Source organism: Hoeflea sp. BAL378, from assembly GCF_000759435.1.
In the GTDB taxonomy this organism is placed as follows: domain Bacteria; phylum Pseudomonadota; class Alphaproteobacteria; order Rhizobiales; family Rhizobiaceae; genus Hoeflea.
Map to the genome: position 1 here is coordinate 1 of NZ_JRJG01000082.1, position 22,729 is coordinate 22,729.

A 22,729-nucleotide genomic window follows, 5' to 3' on the forward strand; every position below is an offset into this window, starting at 1 on the left:
GTGGGCGCCCATCGGAACGGAGGCGGACTGGTAGCGGGACAGCGTGAACTGGCGCACCAGCCCGTCCAGCGCCGAGGCGCCGCTCGACAGGCGGTGGGTGACGGCATTGGTTTCCTCCACCATCGCCGCGTTCTGCTGGGTCACCTGATCCATCTGGTTGACCGCCGCGTTGACCTCCGAGAGGCCGGTCGCCTGTTCGCGGGCGGCGGTGGCGATCGAATCGATCTGGGCGTTGATGTCGGTGACGTGCCGGGCGATCATGCCCAGCGCCTCGCCGGTCTCGCGCACCAGCGCCACGCCCGACTTGACCTCGTCGCCGGATTTGCTGATCAGGTCCTTGATGTCCTTGGCGGCGGATGCGGCGCGCTGGGCCAGTTCCCGGACTTCCTGGGCGACCACCGCGAAGCCGCGGCCCGCTTCGCCGGCGCGCGCCGCCTCGACCCCGGCATTCAACGCCAGCAGATTGGTCTGGAAGGAGATCTCGTCGATCACATTGATGATCTTGGAAATCTCGCCGGAGGCCTTCTCGATCCGGCCCATGGCGCTGATCGCCTGGCCGACGACTTCGCCGGACCGGTCGGTCGACGCCTTGGCCTCGCCGACCTTGACGGTCGCCTCGTCGGCGCGCGCCGAGGAACTCCGGACGGTGGCGGTGATCTGGTCGAGCGCGGCCGATGTCTGCTCGAGCGAGGCCGCCTGCTGCTCGGTGCGGCGCGACAGGTCGTCGGTGGCGGCGCGCAGCTCGCCGGTGTCGCCGTTGATGGAGAGAATGTTCTCGCTGACTTCGGAAAGCGTCCGGTTGAGTTTCTCCACCGACGCGTTGAAATCGAGCCGGAGGCCGTCCAGGCCCTGCATGAACGGCGTGTCGAGACGCACCGACAGATCGCCTTCGGACAGACTGTGCAGGCCGGAGGCGAGCGCGTCGACCGCCTGCTGCATCTCGGCGGCCTCCCGGGCCTTGGCGGCTTCGCGCTCCTGCCGCTCCCGCTCGCTCATCGTCCGGCCGTCCTCGGCCTGGCGCTCGAGCTCCGCCTTCTCGATGGCGGCGTCGCGGAACACCACGACGGAGCGGGCCATCTCGCCGATCTCGTCCTTGCGGGACTGGCCGGCAAGCTCGATCGTCGTGTCGCCTCCGGCGAGCCGGCGCATGTTGTCGACCAGCGCCGCGATCGGCCGGGTGAGGCTGCGGGAAAACCAGATGCTGGCCGCCAGCGCGCCCAGCAGAAGCAGCAGCGCCACGCCGAGAATGCTGTTGCGCATCATCACCATGCTGGCGCCGGCTTCGTCCTTGTCGATCAGCGCGGCGACGGTCCAGCGGCTGCCGTCGAAATCCACATTGGCCATGGCCGCATAGGCATCCATGTTGCGGTAGCCCGCGAGCTCGCCCACGGCCACGCTCGGGCCCTCGACGGATTGCTGAAGGCCGGTGTCGAGCTGGACGGCGAGGGAGTCGGGCTCGGGCGTCCTGACCGAATCGCTGATCAGGTAACCCTCTGCATTGAGCAGCACCGTCTCGCCGGTCTCACCCAGGCCCGCGGTGTTGGACATGATCCCGGCGATCTTGGCGCCGGGCATGCGGATGATGATCACGCCGACGATGCCGGCCTCGGAATTCAGCGAATGGCCCATGAACGCGGCAGGCGCGCCGCCGAGTGCTGCGTAGGGCGCGTATTCGGCATAGACCGTCTTGACCGTCTCGTTGCCGCCGACAATGCCGTCGAACACGCGGCCGAGGCCCGTGTCCTTCCAGGCGTCCGATCTCAGATTGCTCGCGTAGTCATCGTTCTTGCCCATCGAGTAGAGCACGTTGCCGCTCATGTCGACCAGGTAGAAATCCTCCCAGCCGCGACCCTCGGCCATGTCGCGGAGCTGGGCATTGTAGCGCTGGTGGGTCTGGTCGTAGGAGCTGATCTTGGCGTCGTCCGGCTTCTGGGCGGTGTCGTATTTCTGGCGTTCGCCGGCGGGAAACGGGTTTTCGGTGACGTAGCGGCGTTTGAGCTCCTCCGCGGCGCCCTCGCCCAGGAAGCCCCAGTCATACTTGAAGCCTTCGAGCGCGATCCGCATCAGATTGTTCTGCGACGTCGCGGTGAGATCCTGCTGCAGATTGGAAAGGAAGGTCTCGAGCTGGTTGCGACGGCCGTCGGCAATGGCTTCGAGCTTCTCCAGCGTCTTGGCTTCCAGCGCCCCGGAGGCGATCTGAAGACTGACAACGCTCGCGGCGCCGATGGAGACGATCGTCAACACGGCGGCAGCGATTGGCAATTTTCTGGAAAGAAGCATGAGGTATCCCGAACAGCAGAGGCATAGGCATGTCCCGCGCCATCGGGGACTTCCAGAACGGCGTCATGCTCACCGCGCCGAAGCGCGGTTTCTGGCGTGTTAAGCTTTGGGCTGTTTGGGTTACCGTGAGGTTAAAGGCGCGCGCGAGATCTCGGAACCGCTGAACTTTTGGCGCTTTGGGGACGCGACGCCGGGGATTTTCAGTCCTCGGGATAGTCCACGGCCCTGAAATAGAGCCCGTCGGGGGCCGCCACCGGGCCGCAGGCCTTGCGCGAGCGGGCGGCGAGCGCCGCCGCGACATCGTCGGCGGACCATTTGCCTTCGCCCACCAGCCGCAAGGTTCCGGCGAATGAGCGGATCTGGTTGTGCAGGAAGCTGCGCGCGGTGGCGTGGATCTCGATCAGCCCCTCGGTGGCGCCCGCCACCACATCGAGCCGGTCGAGGCTGCGCACCGGGGACGCGGCCTGGCACTGCACCGAGCGGAAGGTGGTGAAATCATGCCGGCCGACCAGGCGTTGCGCCGCTTCGTGCATGGCGGCAGCATTGAGCGGCTTGGGCGACCAGAGCGCGCGGTTCTTCTCGAGCACCAACGGCGACCGGCGGCAAACGATGCGGTAGATGTAATGCCGGCGCAGGGCCGAGAACCGGGCGTCGAAATCCTCCGCCACCTGCCGGGCCGCGAGGATGGCGATGCGCTCGCGCGCCATCGAGAGATGCGCGTTGATGGCGTCGCGCACGGTGTCGCCCGGCCATTGCTTCTCGAAATCAACATGGGCGACCTGGCCCAGCGCATGCACGCCGGCATCGGTCCGCCCGGCGCCGCGGATGACGGCGGTCTCGCCGCAGAAGCCGTGGATCGCGGTCTCGATCGCCTGCTGCACCGAGGGCTGGTCCTCCTGGCGCTGCCAGCCGGCATAGCCCGAGCCGTCATATTCGATGTCGAGCCGGTAGCGCGGCATCAGCCGACCACCGTTCCCGGCGCGACCGGCGTTCCGCGCAGGAAATCCTGTGCCGCCATCGGCTTGCCGCCGGCCTTCTGCAGGGTTACGAGCCGCACCGCGCCTTGGCCGCAGGCAATCAGCAGCCGCTCGTCGAGCACAGTGCCGGGAGTCCCGCCGGTGCTCGTACCCTCGACCACGGTCGCCAGCAGCTTGACCCGCTCCGGACGGCCAGTGTGCGCAAGCTCGAACCAGGCGCCCGGCGACGGGGCCAGGCCGCGGACATGATTGTGCACCTCTACGGCCGGGCGGCTGAAATCGACCCTTGTCTCCGCCTTGTCTATCTTGGCCGCATAGGTGACGCCGGCCTGCGATTGCGGGGTCACGGGAAGCGCGCCGCGCTCGAGCCTTGCCATGGCCTCGACCATCAGCTTCGCGGTCAGGGCGGAGAGACGGTCGTGCAGCTCGCCCGCCGTCACCGTGTCCGAGATGGCTGTCCTTTCGGTAAGCGCCACCGGGCCGGTGTCGAGGCCCGCGTCCATCTTCATGATCATCACGCCGGTCTCCGCGTCGCCCGCCATGATGGCGCGCTGGATCGGCGCCGCGCCGCGCCAGCGCGGCAGCAGCGAGGCATGGCCGTTCCAGGCGCCGAGCCGCGGCGCGTCGAGGATCGCCTGGGGCAGGATCAGGCCGTAGGCCACCACCACCGCCGCGTCGGCGTTAAGAGCACGGAACGTCGCCTGTTCCTCCTCGCCCTTCAGGCTCTTGGGCGTGAACACGGGAATGCCCCGGCTTTCTGCCAAGCGATGCACCGGCGACGGCGTCAGTTCGAGCCCGCGCCGGCCCGCCGGACGCGGCGGCTGCGAATAGGCAGCGACGATCTCGTGCCCGGCCGCATGCACCGCCTTGAGCGTCGGCGCGGCGTAATCGGGCGTGCCCATGAAGATGAGGCGCAGCGGCATGTTCCGGTCCAGCTTCGTCGCGTTGATCAGTGAGCGTGTTCAAAGGGGTTTTCGAGCCTGAGGTCAAGCCCGACAGACAGCAAGCGGCGGGTACGCGATCTTTGATCCAGGTTGCAACCCTTCGGAGTCGTCATTCTCGGGCCTGTCCCGAGGATCTACGGGCCCCGCGTCTCGCGTGCTCCCGCGTCCCGTCACCTGTCTCGCTGTTCCGCAGGATTCTGATTTTCGGATAGGCCGGGAGATCCTCGGGACAAGCCCGAGGATGACGGCGGAGAGTTGGGCGGCGACGACGGCAAGGGTTGGAGAATGACCGCGAACAAGCGGCTTGAGTTCAAGCCCGTCCGATCAGTCCACCCCCCAGCCTCACCTGACCTCAGGCCGTGACCCGCTGCTTGGCGAGCTTGGTGAATTTGCGGATCACCATGTCACGCTTGAGCTTGGAGATGTGGTCGATGAACAACACGCCGTTCAAATGGTCGATCTCGTGCTGCAGGCAGGTGGCGAGCAGGCCGCCCGCTTCGGTGACGCGCTCCCTGCCGTCGCGGTCGAGGTGCTTCACCGTGATCGACTCGGGCCGTTCGACATCGGCGTAGTAGTCCGGGATCGACAGGCAGCCTTCCTCATAGACATTGATCTCGTCGCCGGTGGCGACCAGTTCGGGATTGATGAAGACCTGCGGATTGCGCGGCTCGTCCTTGCCGGCGACGTCGATCACCAGCAGGCGGCGCGGCACGCCGACCTGGATCGCCGCCAGGCCGATGCCCGGCGCGTCATACATGGTCTCGATCATGTCGTCGATGAAGCCCGACAATTCCTGGTCGACGCGCTCCACCGGCTGGCTTTGCTGGCGCAGGATCGGATCGGGCAGATAGATGATCGGCTTGATGCTCATGGGCTTGAAATAATCACTGACAGGGCCGCCGTCAATCGGCCCGATGGGTGATCGGGCCGGGATCGCGCGGCAATGTTCCTGTTTTGATCTGACAAGTCCGGAAGAATCAGCTAGGGCCGTATCTCATGGAGACCGACGCCGCGCTGTTTTCGATGCCGCTCTTTGAGCTCAACGGCCATCAGGTCACGCTGGGCCAGTCGCTCATCGCCGTGCTGGCGGCGCTGGTCTTGCTGGCTCTCTGGCTGGCGGTAACGCTCAGACGCGCCGCAAGCGCGCGCGACCGGGCCGAGGCCGAGGCGGCGGCGCGGGCGGCGCAGGCCGAGGCGCGGCTGGCCGAGATCCTCAAGGCGCAATCGGAGATGCAGGGCCGCATGGGGGCGATGACGGAGCTGTTCGGCGCCCGCCAGGCCGAGCTCAACCAGTCGATCGGCCAGCGCATCGACGGCATGACCCAGCGCATCGGCACGACGCTCACCGACCAGACCCGCAGCACCCACGAGAACCTCGCCCGGCTACAGGAGCGGCTCGCGGTGATCGACACGGCGCAGGCCAATATCCAGTCGCTGGCGCGCGACGTGGTGGGGCTGCAGGCGATCCTGTCCAACAAGCAGACCCGCGGCGCCTTCGGGCAATCGCGGATGGAAACCATCATCCGGGACGGACTGCCGATGGGCGCCTTCAGTTTCCAGCCGACGCTGTCCAATGGCATGCGGCCGGACTGCACGGTTCTCATGCCGAATGGCGCGCCGGACCTGGTGATCGACGCCAAGTTTCCGCTCGAGGCCTGGAACGCCATGCGCGAGGCGGACAGCGCCGGCTCGGGCGAGCAGGCCGCGCAGGCGGCGCAGCAGCGCTTCCGCCGCGATATCGAGGTGCATCTGCGCGACATCTCCGACAAATACCTGATCCCCGGCGAGACCCAGGACACGGCCTTCCTGTTCGTGCCGTCGGAATCGATCTTCGCCGAGATCCACGAGCGCTTCGAGGCGATCGTCCACAAGGCGCAGCGCTCGCGCGTGGTGATCGTCTCGCCGTCGCTGCTGATGCTGTCGATCCAGGTGATCCAGGCGCTTCTCAAGGATGCGCGCATGCGCGAGCAGGCCCATCTCATCCAGGGCGAGGTGCTCCGTCTGATGGAGGACCTGTCGCGGCTCGACGACCGGGTGCGCAAGCTGCAGGGGCATTTCGGGATGGCGCAGAAGGATGTCGACCTGATCCTGACCTCGACGGACAAGCTCTCCAAGCGCGGCGCCAAGATCGAGGCGCTGGAATTCGCCCAACTGGCGGAGGAGGCCAGGCCGGCCGCGCCCGCCGCCGGGAAGGCAGGCGAGGAAGCGGACACCGTGCAGGGCCCCAGGTTCGAGCCCCGGTCCTCCACGCTCAGGCTCAGGGTCGTCGACGAGGACGACTGAGCCCGGACCGGCGGGGCGGCAAGCAAGCGCAAAAACTTCTGTGCGCGGCGATCGGCGCCCGCGAGATTTCCGTTGCGGAACGTGAGGCTCTTGTGTGAGGTGAAGCGCATGCGCCTGCCGGGGCCGGCGCGGATCCTGGTTTGAGGGAGAGGTTCTCATGACTGTCTGCACTTGGCTCGCCGCACCGTCGGGTCTTCGTCCGGCGAGGGCCTGGCGCCGGGGTTCTGGAGCCGCCTTCGCCCTTTGCCTGGTAGCCCTTGTCCTGGCCCGGCCCGGGGCTGCGGAGGCCGCGGACTGCGCGGTGACGGTCGAGCAGACCTGGCTTGGAGATCTCCACGCCACCGCGATCGCCAGCGGAGACTGCGCTGTCGCCGGGCTTGACCTGATCGTGCGCAACGGCGTCGACGAGGTGGTCTGGAGCGCCTCCTACCAGTCGGGCGACCTGATGGGCTTCGACGGCATCGGCGCCCCCGACGACATGCGGGTGGCGATGGAAGACTGGCTTGGCGTCTACGCCGAGGCCGGCACTACGGACACGCTGCCGGAATGGCCGCAGGGCGCCGACCAGCCCGAGGGCGGCGAATTTCCCTTCTATGTCGCCGAAGAATTGTCGCGGCAGGACTATGAGGAGCTGCGCACGGGCGGCTTTCCGATGATCTGCTACATCCAGGGCCGCGAAAGCACCCTGTGCCTGGTCCGCCGCCCCGATGTCGGCGCGCTGATCAGCATCGGCGCGCAATCCTTCCCCGGATAGGCAAGCAGCACGCAGGAGAATGCCATGATCACCGTTATCGGATCCGTCAACATGGACCTGATCGCCACCACGCCACGTTTGCCCGAGCCGGGGGAAACGGTGACGGGCACGGATTTCGCCACCGCGCCGGGCGGCAAAGGCGCCAACCAGGCGCTGGCGGCGCGGCGCGCGGGCGCAAAGGTGCGGATGGCGGGCGCGGTGGGCAGCGATGCGTTCGCCGCCGAGGCGCTTGCCCTGCTCGAGGCGGCGGGCGCGGATCTCGGCGCCGTACGCCACCTGCCCGGCCCGACCGGAACCGCGCTGATCCTGGTCGGCGGCGACGGCGAGAACATGATCGCGGTGATCCCCGCCGCCAACGGCCAGGTGACCGCGCGGGACGCCGAAGCGGCGGTGGCGCGGATGGACGCGGGCGACACGCTGCTGTTGCAGATGGAAATCCCGGAGGACGCGGTCCGGGCGGCGCTTGTGGCGGCGCGGGGAAAATCCGTCACCAGCATCCTCAACATCGCGCCGCTGAGCGACGCGGTGGAGCGGCTCGCGCCGCTGGCCGGCATCGTCATCGCCAACGAGACCGAATTCGCCCGGCTTTCGGGCAGGCCGGCGGAGACGCTGGCGGTCGTCAGGACCGAGCTCGCCGCGCTGCACGCCCGCACCGGCCAGTGCATGATCGTCACGCTCGGCGGTGACGGCGTGCTGTGGGCGCGGGACGGCCAGGTCGAGCATGTCGCGGCGCTCAGGATCAAGCCCGTCGACACGGTGGGCGCGGGCGACACCTTCTGCGGCTATCTGGCGCAAGGCCTCGATTCAGGGATGGAGTTCGCCGCAGCCGTCCGCCGCGCCTCCGTGGCCGGCGCGCTCGCCTGCCTCACCCCCGGCGCCCAGCCCTCGATCCCGCTCGCGTCGGAGGTGGACGCGCGGCTTGAGGATTAGGCCTAGTCTTGCCAGCCGGGCCGGCTAACCCGTTCCGCCCGGCTCCCCATCCTCTCCGGCCCAGTCGGATCGCATGTCAAGAATGCGCAAGATCTCGATGCGGTCGGCCATGACCCGGTATATGACGGTAAAGGGCGTGCGCGCCACGTGATGCTCGCGCGCGCCCTCGACCTTCTGGGAGGGATGGCCGATATGGGGATTGGCCTTGAGGAGGTGCTGCACAGCCAAAAACCGCTTCTCCGCCATCGCCTTTCCTTCCGGAAACGCCCTGATGTAGTAGGTCTTGAACCAGCGCAGATCGGGCGCGGAGCTCGCGAGAAAGACGAGCCTCACAGCTCACGCACGCTTGATGAAGACGTCCGGCTCCGGCTCCGGCAGTTCGTTCTCGCCGCCGACCGACTGAAACCAGGCATTCATTTTTTCTTCGGACACAAAGGCGCCCTTGTCGGCTTCGGCCACCGCCTCTTCGACAAGACGGCGTCGGGCGGCCCTGGCTTCCAGCATCATCCGGATGGCGCGGGTCGCCAGGTAGGACGCGGAGCGATCCTCGAGCTTCGCCTCGGCCTCAAGACTGTTCTTGAGGTCCTTGTCCAGACGCATGGTGAAGGGAACTGTACTCATGGCCGTTTCATTTCAATAGGACAGTGCAAGCACGCGTCATACATTGTAGTCGTTTTTCGCGGCGGGTCAATTTCCCCATCGACGCATGCCGCTACAGCCGGCCGACCCGCTCGATGAAAAGGTCGAAGAAGCGGTCCGAATCGACGTCCTTGACGACGAAGGCGTTCTCGGGGCGGTCGGTCACCTTCCACCAGTCGACCACGGTGGCGCCTAGCGTCAGTTCCGAGACCGTCTCGATCTCGACATTGCATCTGCGGCCCGAAAACATGTCCGGGTCGAGCAGCCAGGCGATCACCGTCGGGTCGTGCAGCGGGCCGCCGTCGGTGCCGTATTTGTGCTCGTCGAAGCGTTCGAAGAATTCCAGCATGTCGGCCATCACCATCGAGGGGCGGTTGCCGTTGCCGCGCAGCCGTTCGACCCGCGCCGCCGTGGTCAGCACCTTGTGGGTGACGTCGAGCGGCATCATGGTGATCGGCGCGCCGGAGGAAAAGACGATGTCGGCGGCTTCCGGATCGACATAGATGTTGAATTCGGCCGAGGGCGTGATGTTGCCGCCCTCGAAGAAGCCGCCGCCCATCAGCACGATTTCCCTGACGCGGGAGACGACGCCGGGAACGCGCTCGAACACCGTGGCGATGTTGGTGAGCGGGCCGAGCGCGCAGAGCGTCACCGTTCCCTCGGGCTCGGTGCGCAGCGTGTCGATGATGAAATCGATTGCGTCCTGGCTCTCCAGCGGGCGCCCCGGCTCGAACAGCTCGACGCCGTCGAGGCCGGACTTGCCGTGCACATGCTCGGCGGTCACCAGCTTGCGCCTGAGCGGCGCGCTGGCGCCGGAGAAGACCGGCACGTCGCCCCTGCCGCAGATCTCGGTGATGATGCCGGCGTTGCGGGCGGTCAACGCCAGCGGCACGTTGCCCGCCACCGCGGTGATCCCCAGCACATCGAGCTCGGGGCTGGCCAGCGCCAGCATGATCGCCGCGGCGTCATCCTGGCCGGGATCGGTGTCGATGATGATCTTGCGCGGCGTCATGGCAGGTCCTTTGAAGCGATTCGGTCGCGGCGACACTACGAGGCTGCAAAGCCATCGGGCAAGGTTCTTGCGAAGCCGATCCGAAGTTCCCATATTGGCATCGAGCCGGATGCCGAAGCGGGTCCGGCGCCTGTCGCTTGAGAACGAGGACAAGCCATGTCTCGCATGACGCCCTTTTCGAGCCCGCTGCTGCTGGGTTTCGACACCATGGAAAAGACCCTGGAGCGCATCGCCAAGGGATCCGAAGGCTACCCGCCCTACAATATCGAGCGCATCCGCGCCTCCTCCGACGGCTCCAATGCCGAGCGGCTGAGGATCACGCTTGCGGTCGCCGGATTCCGCGACGAGGACCTCGAAGTCACCACCGAGGAAAACCAGCTCGTCATCCGCGGCCGCCAGTCGGACGCCGATGGGCGCGAGTACCTGCATCGCGGCATCGCCGCGCGCCAGTTCCAGCGCATGTTCGTGCTGGCCGACGGCATGCAGGTCACCAGCGCCGAATTGAAGAACGGTTTGCTGTCGGTCGACTTAATTCGCCCCGAACCCGAGCGCATGGTGCGGAAAATTAACATTTCGGTTCGAGACTGAAGAGCACGGTCTCTTCACCAGGATGTTTCCTGCCACACACCGGAGGAAAACGAATGATTGCCAAATCTGGAAAACCCCAATTGTCCGCCCATGACCTGGCCCTGCTGGGCGCCGGAAAAGTCGGCTATATCCGCAAGATGCGTTCCGAGGACGTCAACGCCCGCTTTCCGGAAGCCCCCGAACTGGGGCCGGGGATCGAGCTCTGGGCGCTGTTCGGCGCCGACGGAACCCCGATCCTGCTGACCGACAACCGCTCGAGCACGTTCTACCGCGCCGCCGAGGATGAGCTGAAGACCGTCGCCCTGCACTGACCCGCCGCCGGGGCCCTGGTCCCGGCCGGGACGACCGGCAGGCTCAGGCCGCGTTGGACGCGGGCTCGCCGGTCAGGAAGGCATGCAGCGAAGCGGCGTTGTCGGTGGCGCGAAGCTTGGCCACCATCTCGCTGTCGCGCATGACGCGGGCGATCCGCGAAAGCGCCTTCAGGTGATCCGCGCCCGCACCCTCGGGCGCGAGCAGGAGGAACACCAGGTCGACCGGCTGGTCGTCGAGCGCCTCGAAATCCACCGGATGGTCGAGACGCGCGAAGACGCCGACGATGTGATCGAGCGTCGCCAGCTTGCCGTGCGGAATGGCGATGCCGTTGCCGACGCCGGTGGAGCCGAGCCGTTCGCGCTGGAGAATGACGTCAAACACCTCGCGCTCGCTCAGTCCGGTGACCTCGGAGGCCTTGGCCGCCAGTTCCTGCAAAAGCTGCTTCTTGGAGTTTGCCTTGAGCGCTGGCAGAATCGAGTTCTGCGCAATCAGATCAGCAAGCGCCATGTCACGTTCCTTGTTCCGGGCCCGCAGACGCGGGCAGCCTTGTTCGCTTCATGTCAGGGCAGCGGGCGACGCCGTTTCCGGCCGCGCGCGGCCCGCTTGCCCGATTTTCCATCAGCAAACGCCTTCAGGACTTAACCCCGCCGGCGTCGATCCAGCCGATGTTGCCGTCGTCGCGGCGATATACCACATTGAGCGCATCGTTGCCCGCGTTGCGGAACATCAGGATCCGCTCATCCGTCATGTCGAGCGCCATCACCGCATTGGCCACGCTCATGGTGACCAGTTGCTTGGTGCTTTCGGCGATAATCGCAGGGGCGTAGTCGAGCGGCACTTCATGGCTGTCATCGTCGTTGATGGCCGAATCCACCACCGCGTAAGCCAGCGCCGCATTGGTCTGCTGGCCGTTGGCGTAATGATCCTTGAGGCGGCGCTTGTAGCGGCGCAGCCGCTTTTCGACCCGTTCGGCGGCAGCGTCGAAGGCCGGTTGCGGATCCTGTGCCTGGCCGGTCGCGTGCAGGATCACGCCGGTATCGAGATGGATCTTGCAATCGGCGGTGAACCTGGATCCGGACTTCTCGACGATCACATGGCTCGAGAAACCGCCGTCGTAATATTTTCGGACCGCCCCCGTTATCTGATCCTCGATGCGGGTCCTGAAAGACTCGCCAATTTCCATATGCTTACCCGACACTCGCACGCTCATGGGATAGTCCCTTCTTCTTATTGACTTGGGGATTTAGTCTAAGCCATGCGTCGCGCTCATCCAAGCGGCAGACGACGGACAATTGCTCCAGTCCATGCAATTTTTCACTTGACAGTACCGGATGCCCGGGTGCTCGTTTCTTTCCTGCCCGGTGCGGTGCGGCTTCTACGCCCAAGCGCCCAGACTGTCAAGTTTGGCACGAAAATTGCCTAATTCGGCAACGATTCCAGAGGATTGCCCTGTGGGCGTCAAACCGCGGCGGCCCGCGCCCGGGCGCGCTTTTCCCGGCGACGCTGCACCGAGGAGGGAATCGCCATCGCCTCGCGGTACTTGGCCACCGTCCGCCGGGCGATCTCGATTCCGGCCTGCTTGAGCAGATCCACCAGATCATCGTCGGACAGCACGGCCTGCGGCAGCTCCTGCTCGATGAGGCCACGGATGCGGTGGCGCACGGATTCGGCCGAATGGGCGTCGCCGCCGGCCTGGGCGGAGGCGATGGAGACGGTGAAGAAATATTTCAGCTCGAACACGCCGCGCGGCGTGATCATGTATTTGTTGGAGGTGACGCGGCTGACGGTGGATTCATGCATGCCGATGGCCTCGGCCACGGCCTTGAGGTTGAGCGGGCGCAGATGATCGACGCCGTGCAGCAGGAAGGCGTCCTGCTGGCGGACGATCTCGGTGGCCACCTTCATGATGGTGCGGGCGCGCTGGTCGAGCGAGCGCGCCAGCCAGTTGGCGGTCTGCAGGCATTCGCTGAGGAAATCCTGGCCGGCGGCGTTCCTGGCCATCTTGCCGCTCACGGTGGCGAAATAGGTCTGGTTGACCAGCACCCGCGGCAGGGTCTCCGGGTTGAGCTCGATCGCCCAGCCGCCATCGGAGGCCGGCCGCACCGCGACGTCGGGCACGATCATTTCGCTCGAACCGGTCTCGAACCGCGTGCCGGGCTTCGGATCGAGCGCGCGGATCTCGGCCATCATGTCGAGAAGATCCTCCTCGTCGACGCCGCAGATCCGGGTCAGGGCGGCGAAATCGCGCCGGGCCAGAAGCTCGAGATTGCCCACCAGCGCCGCCATCGCCGGATCGAGCCGGTCCTTGCGCGCAAGCTGCAGGGCAAGGCATTCCGACAGCGAGCGGGCGAAGATCCCCGCCGGCTCGAACTCCTGGAGACGGGCGAGCACCGCCTCGATGCGGTGCGGATCCGCGCCCAGCCGTTCGGCGGTTTCGGAAATCTCGCCGGTGAGATAGCCGGCGGCGTCGAGCTGGTCGGCAAGTTCGGTGGCGATCAGCCGCTCGGCGGGATCGGCGAAGGCGAAGGCGATCTGCTCGGCCACATGGTCGCGCAGGGTCGGCGCGCGGGCGGCGAAGTCGTCGAGGTCATAGCCCTCGCTGGCGTGGCCGCCGTCGCTGCCGGGCATCGATTTCCAGTTGTCGATGAATTCGGGCGCCTCGACCCGTTCGACGCCGTGATCGTCGGGGAAGACATTCTCGTAGCGGCCGTCGATCTCGGCGGTCATGCGCTCGGACGCGGTTTCGGTCGACCCGGTCCAGGCGGCGTCATCGCCGATGTCGGACGCACCGGAAGAGATGTCTGGGATGGCGTCGGGGGCGTCGGAACCGGCCTCCGCCGCATCGGACTCGGCGGTGACCAGCTCGAGCAGCGGATTGCGCTCGACCTCCTGCTCGATGAAGCGCGTCAGCTCGATATGGCTGAACTGCAGCAGCCGGATCGACTGCATCAGTTGCGGCGTCATCACCAGCGACTGGCTCTGACGCAATTGAAGACCGGCAGACAACGCCATGGCTACGCATTACTCCCCGCTCGAGCCGAACAGCAGCGGGCGCGGCCCTGCCGCACACCCCGTTCCGCGTTCCCGCGCGCCGTGACCGGCACGCCAACAGCCCCATCTGGCCCAAAAATTGCTTTTTTCTTCCTTCGGGTCAAGTGGGACGTGAGAACAGGGTAAAAGCGTCCGCAGACCGGCCGGAATCGCGGCATCCGGGCGCCCGCGCCGCCGGTTTTTCGCCCTTCGGGGACGAAGGCTCAAAGGTCGCGCACCCCGCAAGCAAAGCGGCATGGTCGATTTTCGAGCCCCGGGCACGGACCGGCCATGGCTATGGTTTACGGATTCTTACCTGGCCCGCCGGGTCAGAGCGAGAACTGCTCGCCGAGATAGAGCCGGCGCACATCGGCATTGGCGACGATGTCGGCGGGGCGGCCGTGGGTCAGCAGCACGCCGGCATTCATGATGTAGGCGCGGTCGATGAGACCCAGCGTTTCGCGCACATTGTGGTCGGTGATCAGCACGCCGATGCCGCGGCGGGTGAGGTGCCGGACCAGGTCCTGGATGTCGGCGACCGCGATCGGGTCGACGCCGGCGAACGGCTCGTCGAGCAGCATGAAGGTCGGGTCCGACGCCAGCGCGCGGGCGATCTCGAGCCGGCGCCGCTCGCCACCCGACAGCGAGATCGACGCCGCCTTGCGCAGATGCGAGATGTGGAATTCCTCGAGCAGGCTGTCGAGCTTCTCCTCGCGCTTGGCGCGATCCTTCTCGACGACCTCGAGAACCGCCCGGATATTGGCTTCGACGCTCAGGCCCCGGAAGATCGAGGCCTCCTGCGGCAGGTAGCCCACGCCCAGCCGGGCGCGGCGGTACATCGGCAGGGTGGAGACGTCGTGCCCGTCGATCTCGATCGTGCCGGCGTCGACCGGCACCAGCCCGGTGATCATGTAGAAACAGGTGGTCTTGCCCGCCCCGTTAGGCCCGAGCAGGCCCACGGCCTCGCCGCGGCGCACCCCCAGCGAGACGCCGTCGACCACGCGCCGGGACTTGTAGGTCTTGGTCAGGTTGCGGGCGATCAGCGTTCCGTCATACCGGTTCGCGTCTTCCGGCGAGCGCCGCGCGCCGGTCTCCTCGCGGACTCCGCCCAGGGATGAAAACAGCGCCCGGATCACTGCTTTGGTCGCGACTTCGGATCGAGCTGGATCATCACCCGGCCGCCGCAGCTATCGAGCTTGGCCTGCCCGTTCTTCATCTCGACCGTCAGCTTGCAGCCGATGAAGACATTCTCGGCATCGGTGAGCACGACCTTCTCGCCGGTGAGCACCAGCACTTCATTGATCATGTTGAAGTTGCCCGCATCCGCCGTGGCGGTCTGGGTGTCGGCCTTGATGAACACCTTGTCGTAGAGTTCGATCTCGCGGATCTCGGCCGCGCCCGAGGACACCGAGCCGCCATTCTTGTCGTAATTGACGATCATCCGGCCCGCCTGCAGCATGGTGTCGCCCTGCACCACCGTGACGTTGCCGGTGAAGGTGGCCTTGCTCGTCTCCTCGTCGATCTTGAGCAGGTCGCTCTCGATCTGGATCGGCTCGTCATTGGACAGCGCCAGGCCCGACATGCGCCGTTCGGTGTCCTGGGCCCGCGCATCCGCGGCCGGCAGGGCCAGCCCGGCGGCGATCATGACAACGGCAATCTTGAGCAGAGAGAGGGGGTTACACGCCATATCAGTTCGTCGCTCCATCCTTCGACTTGAGCGCCGAGGGGTTGATCGTCATGCGGACCTTGTCCTTGAATACGATGACGCGGCCCTTATCCTGCATCTGCATGGATTGCGCAACCACGGAGGCTTCCTTGGACCGGACCGAGACCGGCTCGGAGGTGCTCATCTCGCCTCCGGCGATGTCGATGTCGGCCGATTGCAGATCGGCCTGCATCCCGGCCTCGGTGGTCACGGTGAAGGGCTGGTCGAATTCCAGCGTTTGCGCGGCCCTGTCATAGATGCCGCTCAAGGCCTTGAGGACGGCCTTGTCGCCATTGGAGACGGGCAGATCGGCGACGATCTCCTCGAGCATGATGACGTCGGGCGTCGTGAGATCCTGGATCGCACGCGCCGCCTGCATGGTGTAGGGCCGGGCGTCCGAGCCCTGGCCGCTCATCACCGGATTCTGCATCACCAGCTTGCCGTCGCGCAGCGACACCGATTCGATCTCCACCCCTTCCGGGCCCATCTGGTCCAGCCAGGAGACGGCGACGAAGGCCATGACGATCAGGCCGGCGGAGAGCGGCAGCAGGATCTTGAGGATCCTGACCAGACGCGAATGCCTGCGGGCACGCCGGTACTCGGCATGGGACCGCCCGGCATAGGCGCCGCTGCCCGGGACTTCTGAGACTGTCGATGCGCTCATGTGCTGCTGCGGTCCCAAGGGTTTCGGCGCCATGCGGAGCCCGACCCGGTCGTTGCGGCCGGGTCGCGGTTGCGGAGGGCTTCGCATCCCAATATGGTGATTTTGCGAAGCAGTTGAGACAAATTGCCATGCATCGGCCGCAATGGCAAAGCAATGCCGTCACGGTTCACTCCTACATGTCCATGCCAGGCGCAACGCACGCTTCAAGCCGGACAGCGGCTTAACCGGAGACAGCTCGTGACCAACCCGGAACTTCTCACAGATCGGCGCCGGATCCGGCGCAAACTCAGCTTCTGGCGGATCATGACGGCGCTGGTGGCGATCGCGCTGGTGGTGGGGCTGGGGTTGAGATTTGCGGGCTCGGGCCGGGGCAGCGATCATATCGCGCGCATCGACATCAGCGGCATCATCACCGACGACCAGAAGCTCCTCGACCTGATCGAGGAGGCGACCGAGGCCGAGGCGGCGAAGGCGATCGTGGTCTCGATCTCCTCGCCCGGCGGCACCACCTATGGCGGCGAGCGGATCCACAAGGCGCTCCTGGAAGCGGGAAAGGCCAAGCCGGTGGTCGCCGACATCCGCACACTCGCCGCCTCGGCCGGCTACATGGTTGCCGCCTCCACCGACCATATCGTCGCAGGCGAGAGCTCGATCGTCGGCTCCATCGGCGTGATCTTCCAGTACGCCCAGGCGCAGGAACTGCTCGACAAGATCGGCGTGCGGCTGGAGGCGATCAAATCCTCGCCGCTCAAGGCGGAGCCCTCGCCCTTCAAAGAGGCCAGCGAAGAGGCCAAGGCGATGATCCGCTCGATGGTGCTCGACAGCTACGACTGGTTCGTCGACCTGGTGGCGGCAAACCGCCGGATGGAGCGGGCCGAGGTGCTCAGGCTCGCCGACGGCTCGATCTTCACCGGGCGGCAGGGCCTGGCGAACGGCCTGGTCGATGCGCTCGGCGGCGAAGCGGAAATCCGCGCCTATCTCAAGACCCGCGGCGTTGACGAGGCTCTCGAGATCGTCGAGTGGAAAGTTCCGGACGAGACCACCAGCCTGCTGTTCGGCGGCGGCGCGGCGAGCCTGATGCAGCAGATTCTGGGGGCGCCGCTGACGATCTCCCACGAGATCGACCGGTTGGCCGGCGGCAAGTTGTTCCTTGACGGTCTTGTGTCTGTTTGGCAGGTTGGCGGGCAATCGGAGCGCGACTAGGAGGGGTTACCCAAGATGATCAAATCGGAATTGGTTCAAGCGGTTGCGGCGCGCAATCCGCATCTCTACCATCGCGATGTCGAAAACATCGTCAATGCCGTGCTCGACGAGATCACGGACGCGCTGTCGGCGGGAAACCGGGTCGAATTGCGCGGCTTCGGGGCCTTTTCCGTCAAGAACCGTCCGCCGCGCTCCGGCCGCAACCCGCGCACCGGGGAACCGGTGTTCGTCGAGGAGAAATGGGTGCCGTTCTTCAAGACCGGGAAGGAGCTGCGCGAGCGGCTCAATCCCAACGGACAGGACTGAGCGACCGCTGCGGCGGCCCCTCCGGCCTGCAGCCGGACCCCCGCCGCCTGAAGGAAACTGGAACACGACATGATCAAGCGCATTATCGCACTGGCTATCCTCATCCCGCTCGGCGTGATCCTGATCATGCTGTCCGTGGCCAACCGCACCGCGGTGACGCTGGCGCTCAACCCGTTCGATCCCTCCGACGCGGTGCTGTCGGTCACGCTGCCGTTCTTCGTGTTCCTCTTCGCCGCGCTCATCCTGGGCATGATCATCGGCTCCGTCGCCACCTGGCTCAACCAGGGCAAGCACCGCAAGCAGGTGCGGGTCAAGACCAGCGAAGCGGTGAAATGGCAGACCGAGGCCGACCGCCAGAAGACCAAGGCCCAGCAGATCGCCGCGGCGCTGCCCGCGCCGGACAAGCGCAGCGCGGCCTGACGCCGCCCGTTCGCAGGGCCGGCCCGGGTCACGCCCTGTCAGGATAGGCTCCCTCCACGGGCTGCGAGAGGCGATGGTCCGCCGCGCGGATCTCGTCGCCGATCGCCTGAAAGGCCGGGCGCCGAGCCATGGCCGCATACCAGGCCGCGAGTCTCGCGGTCGGCGCCAGCGACGGCCCGCCCAGACGCTGGTTGAACAGCGGCATCATGAACACGGCGATGTCGGCCGTGCTGAGATCCCCGCAAAAACCGCCGCAGCCGCCAAGCGCCCGCTCAAGCTCCGCATACTGGGTCGCGATCACGGTTCGCGCCGCCGCCGCCCCGCGCTCGAGCTCGGCCCAGCGCTCCGAGTCCCGGGGCCGCGGCCCGGTCCTGTGCATCAGGGCGCGCAACGGCACGATCATCACTTCATCGGCGAAGAGCTCCATCTGGCGGCAGAGGGCGCGGTCAGCCGGCGCCTTGGGCATCAGCGCCGGCCCGGGACAGGCGTCCTCGAGATATTCGAGGATGACGGTGGAATCGTAAAGCGTCAGGTCCCCGTGCCGCAGGACCGGAACCTGTCCCTTCGGATTGGCGGCCATCACCTCCGGGTTCTTCGGCAGATAGCCGGTCTCCTGGGTGAAGGGGACCATGATCCGCTCGAAGGCAATGGCTTTCTCGCGCAGCGCGATTTCAACCTTGCGGGCATAGAGGCTCAGCGGCCCGGAATAGAGTTTCATGGCAGCTCCTTGCCATCGCGATGGCCAAAGTGGGACGACAGGCGCGGCGTCCTGTCGCCCGGCGTCGCGCCCTGAAATCCCTACGCGGCCATGACGACAGGAAATGGCAGCAGCCCGCGATCGGCGCGCCCGGCCATGCAACTCCGGCGACGGCCGTCAATGGGCATGGTCGTGCCCGTGGCTCGCCAGCGCGCCCAGATCCGCGCCCGAGCGGTATTCCTGCCATGCCTGGACCAGGATGAGCTGCGCCGAGCGCAGGAACAGGCCGGCCATGATCAGCGCGACCACGAGGTCGGGCCAGGCGGAGGCGGTGAGCCAGACGGCGGCGCTGGCGATCATCACGGCGACATTGCCGATGGCGTCGTTGCGCGAGCACAGCCACACCGAGCGGACATTGGCGTCGCCGTCCTTGTAGCGCATCAGCAGCAGCACGCTGGCGAGATTGGCGGCCAGCGCGAGCAGGCCGATCACGCCCATGATCTCGGCGCGCGGCACGCCCAGCACGAGGATCTGGTACAGGGTGGAGCCGAACACCCAGAGGCCCATGACCAGGAGGCTCGTCCCCTTGAACAGGGCTGCGGCGGAGCGGACCTTGAGGCTCATGCCGATGACGGCGAGGCTCAGCCCATAGGTGAGCGCGTCGCCCAGGAAATCCAGCGCATCGGCCTGCAGCGCCTGCGACCCGGCCAGCCGGCCGGCCGCCATCTCGACCAGGAACATCGCCGCGTTGATGAGGATCACCGTCCAGAGGACGCGCTTGTAGGCGGCATTCATGCCGTCGAAGCGGGGATTGCCGGAGCACCCGCAGGCGGAACTGTCGGCGCTGCAGGCGGCTTCGGGGCGGGAATGGTCATGGGTCATGGGATTGTCCTTGCGTGTGTGTCGGCAAGGACTGTAATCTCTCTAGCGGCTAGAGCTTCAAGAGGTGATTTCGATGTTTTCCATCGGCGAGTTGTCGCGGCGCGCGGGCGTGAAGATCCCGACCATCCGCTATTACGAGCAGATGGGGCTGATGGCCGCCGCCGACCGGTCCGAAGGCAACCAGCGCCGCTATTCGAAGGACGGGCTCAAGCGGCTGTCCTTCATCCGCCATTCGCGGGAGCTGGGATTTTCCATCGACGACATCAGGGGGCTTCTGGAGCTCAGCCAGCATCCGGAAAAGCCCTGCCGCGACGCCCACAACATGGCGGCGCGCCGGCTTGACGATGTCCGGGCGCGAATCGCGAAACTCCGGCGGCTGGAGCGCGAACTGAAGCGGATCTCCGGCTGCGACGCCGACACCATCGCCCATTGCGCGGTAATCGAGACGCTGGCCGACCACGGCCTGTGCGAGGGCGATCACTGAGCGGGCGCGCCCGAAGCCTCGCAAGCGCCTGCCCGGCCTCGACGCCGGAGCCTCCGTCGACCCACCCCATGGCTGCCCGATGTCCGCCGGCCTCCCCAGACGCCCTGCCGCGACGCCTCCATCGGAGGGGCAGCACGCTTGAGGAAGCGCGGCCGTCCTCAGCCATCGCCGGCACCTGACGCGCGCACCGGAATCGCCTTGCGGATCTTACGGGACATAATCACGTCCGCTGCGGGCAGCGGACTCCGGCGATCTGCCAACCGCGCGAACCGGGGACGCGGGTCGCCCCCTGTCCGGCGCCTCCGGAACCGGCATGCCGGTCAGGCCTTGCAAAGCAGCCAAGAACACTCCATATACCATCCATGTGGATGGAGAAAGATTGATGAGCACGTTACCTCGCCTGCGCGACAAGGCGCCTGACACCGAAAAGATCACGATCAATCTCGGCTATGTCGATCTCGGGCGCATCGACCTTCTGGTGCAGGAAGGCTTCTACTCCAACCGCAGCGACTTCATTCGCAGCGCCATCCGCAAGCAGCTCGATACGCAAGTGGATGCGGTCACGCGATCCATCGAACGCCAAACCATGGAGCTGGGACTGCGCGACTACACCCGCGCCGACCTCGAAGCGCTGCGGCAGGCCGGCGAAATGCTGCATGTCAAGGTCGTCGGGCTGGCCCGCATCGATGCGGATGTCTCCGCGGACCTCGCCCGTCAAACCATAGGCTCCATCACGGTGCTGGGAGCTCTGCAAGCGAGCAAGGAAGTCAAGCAAGCCCTGGCCGACCGCATCCGGTAGGCCAGCGCCATCAACAAGGACCACGCTCTTGAAACTCTTTGACGCCGGCGCGCTGCGCCCGGGCACCACGCCCGCACGCCTGTCCCGTTTTGCCTCGGCCGCGGACCTGGTCAATCGCACGCTCGCCCGGCATGGCCTTGCCTTCGAGGCCGCGGGGAACGAGGGAGCCGAGCTCGCTTCGCCCCTCATGCGAACGCCCGCCGGCCTTGCCGGATTGCAGGCAGGACTGCAAAGCCGCGCCCGGCAGGACGCCCCCCTGCCCGAAGGTGCACAGTTCAGGCAGGAGCAGTATGAGTGTGCGGCCGGCAGCCGCGCTTTCCGCACCTATGTCCCCTCCTCGGCCGCCAGGGGCGTGACGGGAATCGTGCTGATGCTGCATGGCTGCACCCAGACCGCCGAGGATTTCGCCGCGGGAACCGGCATGAACGCGCTGGCCGAGCGCCATGGCTTCGTCGCGGTCTATCCGCAACAGGCGCGCGGCAACAACGCCCAGTCCTGCTGGAACTGGTTCAGCCGCGGCGACCAGCGGCGGGACCGGGGCGAGCCTGCCATTCTTGCGGGCCTGACGGCGCGGTTGATGGCCGAGTTCGAGGTTCCCGCCGGCCGCGTCTTCGCGGCAGGCCTCTCGGCCGGCGCCGCCATGGCGGTGATCCTGGGCGAAACCTATCCGGATGTCTTCTCCGCGATCGGCGTGCATTCGGGCATTCCCTTCGCCGCGGCGGGGGATGTGCCGTCCGCCTTCGCGGCCATGGCCGGGCGCAGCCGGGCAGCAACGGCGCCCGACAGCCCGGATACGGCCCTGCGCAGCATCGTGTTCCATGGGACGACGGACACGACCGTTCATCCGGTCAATGGCGAGCTTATCGCCGAACGCAGCGTCGCCCGCCATCGCGGGCCGACGATCGAAACCGTGCAGCGGGGGACGGCCGGCGGGCGAAGCTTCGCCAGGACCATCACCACGATGGAGAACGGGATCGCCAGGCTGGAACACTGGGTCATCGACGGCCTGGGCCACGCCTGGTCGGGCGGGTCTCCGGCCGGAACCTACACCGATCCGCGCGGCCCGGACTCAAGCCGCGAAATGATCCGGTTCTTCTTCGAAGCCCCCGAATAGGCCTTGCGAGCCGACAAGCGCCAGGGTCACGCCTCGGCTGTCCTGGCGCTCACGACCTCGTTGAACTTGGCGAAGAACTGGCCCGCGAGCTTCTTCGACGAGGAATCGATCAGCCGGGAGCCGAGCTGGGCGATCTTGCCGCCGACCTGGGCATTGACCACGTAGGAAAGAACGGTCTCCTCGCCGTCCTCGACCAGCGTCACATCGGCGCCGCCCTTGGCGAAGCCGGCGATGCCGCCCTTGCCCTCGCCCGAGATCGTGTAGCTTTCCGGCGCGTTGATGTTCTCGAGCGTGACTTCGCCCTTGAAGGTGGCGGCCACCGGGCCGATCTTGACCTTGACGACGGCGATCATGGTCGTGTCGGAGGTCTTTTCGAGCTCCTGGCAGCCCGGAATGCACTCGCTCAGGATCTCCGGATCGTTGAGCGCTTCCCAGACGAGCTGGCGCGGCGCCGCAATTCGTTCTTCGCCATTCATTTCCATGGTGGTGCTCCTCCCCTGACGGTCGCCCTACATATGCAAAGCGAAAACGGCTTTGCCAAGTGGATATCGGATTGCTATGTCCAAACAACGATGAAATCACACATGGGGCGCGCTCTCGGCCGCTCCCCAGGCAGATCGACCAGGATTCTTCCCCATTGGCGGACAAGCGCTCCCAACACTCCCGACGCGGCGGCGCGAGCAAGACCCCGGCCAAGGCGCGGGAC

The 22,729-nt window shown here is 66.5% G+C and carries 27 protein-coding genes; 11 read left to right on the forward strand and 16 right to left on the reverse strand.

The annotated features are described in order from the left end of the window. The 4 genes from LL06_RS26475 to def form a co-directional block, all read right to left on the reverse strand. A partial coding sequence (locus tag LL06_RS26475; protein WP_052161685.1) for a methyl-accepting chemotaxis protein occupies nt 1-2,280 on the reverse strand: 2,280 nt, incomplete at its 3' end. A gap of 200 nt (nt 2,281-2,480) precedes the next feature. Beyond that, the gene (gene truA, locus LL06_RS17480) at nt 2,481-3,239 is read right to left on the reverse strand and encodes a tRNA pseudouridine(38-40) synthase TruA (protein ID WP_035529757.1); all 759 of its coding nucleotides are present in this window, start codon (nt 3,237-3,239) and stop codon (nt 2,481-2,483) included. Further along, entirely contained in the window at nt 3,239-4,174 is a 936-nt protein-coding gene (gene fmt / locus LL06_RS17485) for a methionyl-tRNA formyltransferase (RefSeq protein WP_035529799.1), read from the reverse strand. Before fmt ends, truA begins: the two co-directional genes overlap by 1 nt. Before the next feature lie 379 nt (nt 4,175-4,553). Further along, nucleotides 4,554-5,072, reverse strand: coding sequence for a peptide deformylase (def, locus tag LL06_RS17490; protein WP_035529759.1), 519 nt, complete (start codon nt 5,070-5,072; stop codon nt 4,554-4,556). 152 nt (nt 5,073-5,224) lie between these two features. Here def and rmuC point away from each other — a divergent pair, with 152 nt between their 5' ends. From rmuC to LL06_RS17505, 3 genes are all read left to right on the forward strand, one after another. Next, nucleotides 5,225-6,484 (forward strand): DNA recombination protein RmuC, encoded by a 1,260-nt coding sequence (rmuC, locus tag LL06_RS17495; protein WP_052161688.1) that lies wholly within the window; start codon nt 5,225-5,227, stop codon nt 6,482-6,484. Nucleotides 6,485-6,641: 157 nt separating this feature from the next. Next, on the forward strand, nt 6,642-7,238 hold the full coding sequence (locus tag LL06_RS17500) for a hypothetical protein (protein ID WP_152599655.1): 597 nt from the start codon (nt 6,642-6,644) through the stop codon (nt 7,236-7,238). 24 nt (nt 7,239-7,262) lie between these two features. Then, nucleotides 7,263-8,168, forward strand: a complete 906-nt coding sequence (locus tag LL06_RS17505) for a ribokinase (protein WP_035529762.1) — start codon at nt 7,263-7,265, stop codon at nt 8,166-8,168. 24 nt (nt 8,169-8,192) lie between these two features. Here LL06_RS17505 and LL06_RS17510 read toward each other — a convergent pair whose 3' ends face one another. The 3 genes from LL06_RS17510 to LL06_RS17520 form a co-directional block, all read right to left on the reverse strand. Continuing rightward, the gene (locus LL06_RS17510) at nt 8,193-8,501 is read right to left on the reverse strand and encodes a type II toxin-antitoxin system RelE/ParE family toxin (protein WP_035529764.1); all 309 of its coding nucleotides are present in this window, start codon (nt 8,499-8,501) and stop codon (nt 8,193-8,195) included. 3 nt (nt 8,502-8,504) lie between these two features. Beyond that, nucleotides 8,505-8,789, reverse strand: a complete 285-nt coding sequence (locus LL06_RS17515) for a hypothetical protein (protein ID WP_081964042.1) — start codon at nt 8,787-8,789, stop codon at nt 8,505-8,507. Nucleotides 8,790-8,880: 91 nt separating this feature from the next. Next, complete coding sequence (locus tag LL06_RS17520; protein WP_035529766.1) at nt 8,881-9,819, reverse strand: nucleoside hydrolase; 939 nt, start codon at nt 9,817-9,819, stop codon at nt 8,881-8,883. Nucleotides 9,820-9,975: 156 nt separating this feature from the next. Between LL06_RS17520 and LL06_RS17525 the strand changes: the two genes are divergently transcribed. Beyond that, entirely contained in the window at nt 9,976-10,407 is a 432-nt protein-coding gene (locus LL06_RS17525) for an Hsp20 family protein (RefSeq protein ID WP_035529768.1), read from the forward strand. A 53-nt stretch (nt 10,408-10,460) separates the two neighbouring features. Then, nucleotides 10,461-10,718 (forward strand): DUF1150 family protein, encoded by a 258-nt coding sequence (locus tag LL06_RS17530; RefSeq protein ID WP_035529771.1) that lies wholly within the window; start codon nt 10,461-10,463, stop codon nt 10,716-10,718. A 43-nt stretch (nt 10,719-10,761) separates the two neighbouring features. Here the strand turns inward: LL06_RS17530 and ptsN are convergent, their stop codons facing one another. The 6 genes from ptsN to lptC form a co-directional block, all read right to left on the reverse strand. Beyond that, a complete protein-coding gene (gene ptsN, locus LL06_RS17535) occupies nt 10,762-11,226 on the reverse strand; it encodes a PTS IIA-like nitrogen regulatory protein PtsN (protein ID WP_035529773.1) in 465 nt (154 codons plus the stop codon). A gap of 124 nt (nt 11,227-11,350) precedes the next feature. After that, nucleotides 11,351-11,929, reverse strand: coding sequence for a ribosome-associated translation inhibitor RaiA (gene raiA, locus LL06_RS17540; RefSeq protein ID WP_035529774.1), 579 nt, complete (start codon nt 11,927-11,929; stop codon nt 11,351-11,353). Between the two features lie 248 nt (nt 11,930-12,177). Then, nucleotides 12,178-13,731, reverse strand: coding sequence for an RNA polymerase factor sigma-54 (rpoN, locus tag LL06_RS17545; protein ID WP_035529776.1), 1,554 nt, complete (start codon nt 13,729-13,731; stop codon nt 12,178-12,180). 347 nt (nt 13,732-14,078) lie between these two features. Then, the gene (gene lptB, locus LL06_RS17550) at nt 14,079-14,792 is read right to left on the reverse strand and encodes an LPS export ABC transporter ATP-binding protein (protein WP_244447171.1); all 714 of its coding nucleotides are present in this window, start codon (nt 14,790-14,792) and stop codon (nt 14,079-14,081) included. 89 nt (nt 14,793-14,881) lie between these two features. After that, on the reverse strand, nt 14,882-15,436 hold the full coding sequence (locus LL06_RS17555) for an LptA/OstA family protein (RefSeq protein WP_035529778.1): 555 nt from the start codon (nt 15,434-15,436) through the stop codon (nt 14,882-14,884). A gap of 1 nt (nt 15,437) precedes the next feature. Next, nucleotides 15,438-16,118, reverse strand: coding sequence for an LPS export ABC transporter periplasmic protein LptC (gene lptC, locus LL06_RS17560; RefSeq protein ID WP_052161687.1), 681 nt, complete (start codon nt 16,116-16,118; stop codon nt 15,438-15,440). A 237-nt stretch (nt 16,119-16,355) separates the two neighbouring features. Here lptC and sppA point away from each other — a divergent pair, with 237 nt between their 5' ends. The 3 genes from sppA (at nt 16,356) to LL06_RS17575 (ending at nt 18,047) form a co-directional block, all read left to right on the forward strand. Then, on the forward strand, nt 16,356-17,321 hold the full coding sequence (sppA, locus tag LL06_RS17565; protein WP_035529781.1) for a signal peptide peptidase SppA: 966 nt from the start codon (nt 16,356-16,358) through the stop codon (nt 17,319-17,321). Nucleotides 17,322-17,336: 15 nt separating this feature from the next. After that, complete coding sequence (locus tag LL06_RS17570) at nt 17,337-17,627, forward strand: integration host factor subunit beta (protein ID WP_035529783.1); 291 nt, start codon at nt 17,337-17,339, stop codon at nt 17,625-17,627. Nucleotides 17,628-17,696: 69 nt separating this feature from the next. Continuing rightward, nucleotides 17,697-18,047: a DUF1049 domain-containing protein gene (locus LL06_RS17575; RefSeq protein WP_035529785.1), complete on the forward strand. Its 351-nt coding sequence runs from the start codon at nt 17,697-17,699 to the stop codon at nt 18,045-18,047. Between the two features lie 28 nt (nt 18,048-18,075). Here the strand turns inward: LL06_RS17575 and LL06_RS17580 are convergent, their stop codons facing one another. Further along, on the reverse strand, nt 18,076-18,765 hold the full coding sequence (locus LL06_RS17580) for a glutathione S-transferase family protein (RefSeq protein ID WP_035529787.1): 690 nt from the start codon (nt 18,763-18,765) through the stop codon (nt 18,076-18,078). 156 nt (nt 18,766-18,921) lie between these two features. Beyond that, nucleotides 18,922-19,626, reverse strand: coding sequence for a cation transporter (locus tag LL06_RS17585; RefSeq protein ID WP_035529788.1), 705 nt, complete (start codon nt 19,624-19,626; stop codon nt 18,922-18,924). Between the two features lie 73 nt (nt 19,627-19,699). Between LL06_RS17585 and LL06_RS17590 the strand changes: the two genes are divergently transcribed. The 3 genes from LL06_RS17590 (at nt 19,700) to LL06_RS17600 (ending at nt 22,023) form a co-directional block, all read left to right on the forward strand. Next, nucleotides 19,700-20,110, forward strand: coding sequence for a helix-turn-helix domain-containing protein (locus LL06_RS17590; RefSeq protein WP_035529807.1), 411 nt, complete (start codon nt 19,700-19,702; stop codon nt 20,108-20,110). Between the two features lie 382 nt (nt 20,111-20,492). After that, nucleotides 20,493-20,909, forward strand: coding sequence for a CopG family transcriptional regulator (locus LL06_RS17595; RefSeq protein WP_035529791.1), 417 nt, complete (start codon nt 20,493-20,495; stop codon nt 20,907-20,909). A gap of 28 nt (nt 20,910-20,937) precedes the next feature. Beyond that, nucleotides 20,938-22,023, forward strand: a complete 1,086-nt coding sequence (locus LL06_RS17600) for a PHB depolymerase family esterase (RefSeq protein ID WP_035529793.1) — start codon at nt 20,938-20,940, stop codon at nt 22,021-22,023. 26 nt (nt 22,024-22,049) lie between these two features. On the opposite strand, the gene LL06_RS17605 is transcribed toward LL06_RS17600, so the two are convergent. Continuing rightward, nucleotides 22,050-22,505 (reverse strand): carbon monoxide dehydrogenase subunit G, encoded by a 456-nt coding sequence (locus tag LL06_RS17605; protein WP_035529795.1) that lies wholly within the window; start codon nt 22,503-22,505, stop codon nt 22,050-22,052. Nucleotides 22,506-22,729: the final 224 nt, after the last annotated feature.

Excerpts from the sequence above, each read along its gene's own strand:
- lptC (WP_052161687.1), bottom strand. The coding sequence starts at position 16,118 with ATGAGCGCATCGACAGTCTCAGAAGTCCCGGGCAGCGGCGCCTATGCC.
- LL06_RS17605 (WP_035529795.1), bottom strand. The coding sequence starts at position 22,505 with ATGGAAATGAATGGCGAAGAACGAATTGCGGCGCCGCGCCAGCTCGTC.
- LL06_RS17515 (WP_081964042.1), bottom strand. The coding sequence starts at position 8,789 with ATGAGTACAGTTCCCTTCACCATGCGTCTGGACAAGGACCTCAAGAAC.
- LL06_RS17500 (WP_152599655.1), top strand. The coding sequence starts at position 6,642 with ATGACTGTCTGCACTTGGCTCGCCGCACCGTCGGGTCTTCGTCCGGCG.
- rpoN (WP_035529776.1), bottom strand. The coding sequence starts at position 13,731 with ATGGCGTTGTCTGCCGGTCTTCAATTGCGTCAGAGCCAGTCGCTGGTG.
- LL06_RS17570 (WP_035529783.1), top strand. The coding sequence starts at position 17,337 with ATGATCAAATCGGAATTGGTTCAAGCGGTTGCGGCGCGCAATCCGCAT.
- LL06_RS17505 (WP_035529762.1), top strand. The coding sequence starts at position 7,263 with ATGATCACCGTTATCGGATCCGTCAACATGGACCTGATCGCCACCACG.
- truA (WP_035529757.1), bottom strand. The coding sequence starts at position 3,239 with ATGCCGCGCTACCGGCTCGACATCGAATATGACGGCTCGGGCTATGCC.
- LL06_RS17580 (WP_035529787.1), bottom strand. The coding sequence starts at position 18,765 with ATGAAACTCTATTCCGGGCCGCTGAGCCTCTATGCCCGCAAGGTTGAA.
- ptsN (WP_035529773.1), bottom strand. The coding sequence starts at position 11,226 with ATGGCGCTTGCTGATCTGATTGCGCAGAACTCGATTCTGCCAGCGCTC.
- def (WP_035529759.1), bottom strand. The coding sequence starts at position 5,072 with ATGAGCATCAAGCCGATCATCTATCTGCCCGATCCGATCCTGCGCCAG.
- LL06_RS17590 (WP_035529807.1), top strand. The coding sequence starts at position 19,700 with ATGTTTTCCATCGGCGAGTTGTCGCGGCGCGCGGGCGTGAAGATCCCG.
- LL06_RS17520 (WP_035529766.1), bottom strand. The coding sequence starts at position 9,819 with ATGACGCCGCGCAAGATCATCATCGACACCGATCCCGGCCAGGATGAC.
- LL06_RS17585 (WP_035529788.1), bottom strand. The coding sequence starts at position 19,626 with ATGACCCATGACCATTCCCGCCCCGAAGCCGCCTGCAGCGCCGACAGT.
- raiA (WP_035529774.1), bottom strand. The coding sequence starts at position 11,929 with ATGAGCGTGCGAGTGTCGGGTAAGCATATGGAAATTGGCGAGTCTTTC.
- LL06_RS17595 (WP_035529791.1), top strand. The coding sequence starts at position 20,493 with ATGAGCACGTTACCTCGCCTGCGCGACAAGGCGCCTGACACCGAAAAG.
- LL06_RS17530 (WP_035529771.1), top strand. The coding sequence starts at position 10,461 with ATGATTGCCAAATCTGGAAAACCCCAATTGTCCGCCCATGACCTGGCC.
- LL06_RS17575 (WP_035529785.1), top strand. The coding sequence starts at position 17,697 with ATGATCAAGCGCATTATCGCACTGGCTATCCTCATCCCGCTCGGCGTG.
- LL06_RS17555 (WP_035529778.1), bottom strand. The coding sequence starts at position 15,436 with ATGGCGTGTAACCCCCTCTCTCTGCTCAAGATTGCCGTTGTCATGATC.
- LL06_RS17525 (WP_035529768.1), top strand. The coding sequence starts at position 9,976 with ATGTCTCGCATGACGCCCTTTTCGAGCCCGCTGCTGCTGGGTTTCGAC.
- rmuC (WP_052161688.1), top strand. The coding sequence starts at position 5,225 with ATGCCGCTCTTTGAGCTCAACGGCCATCAGGTCACGCTGGGCCAGTCG.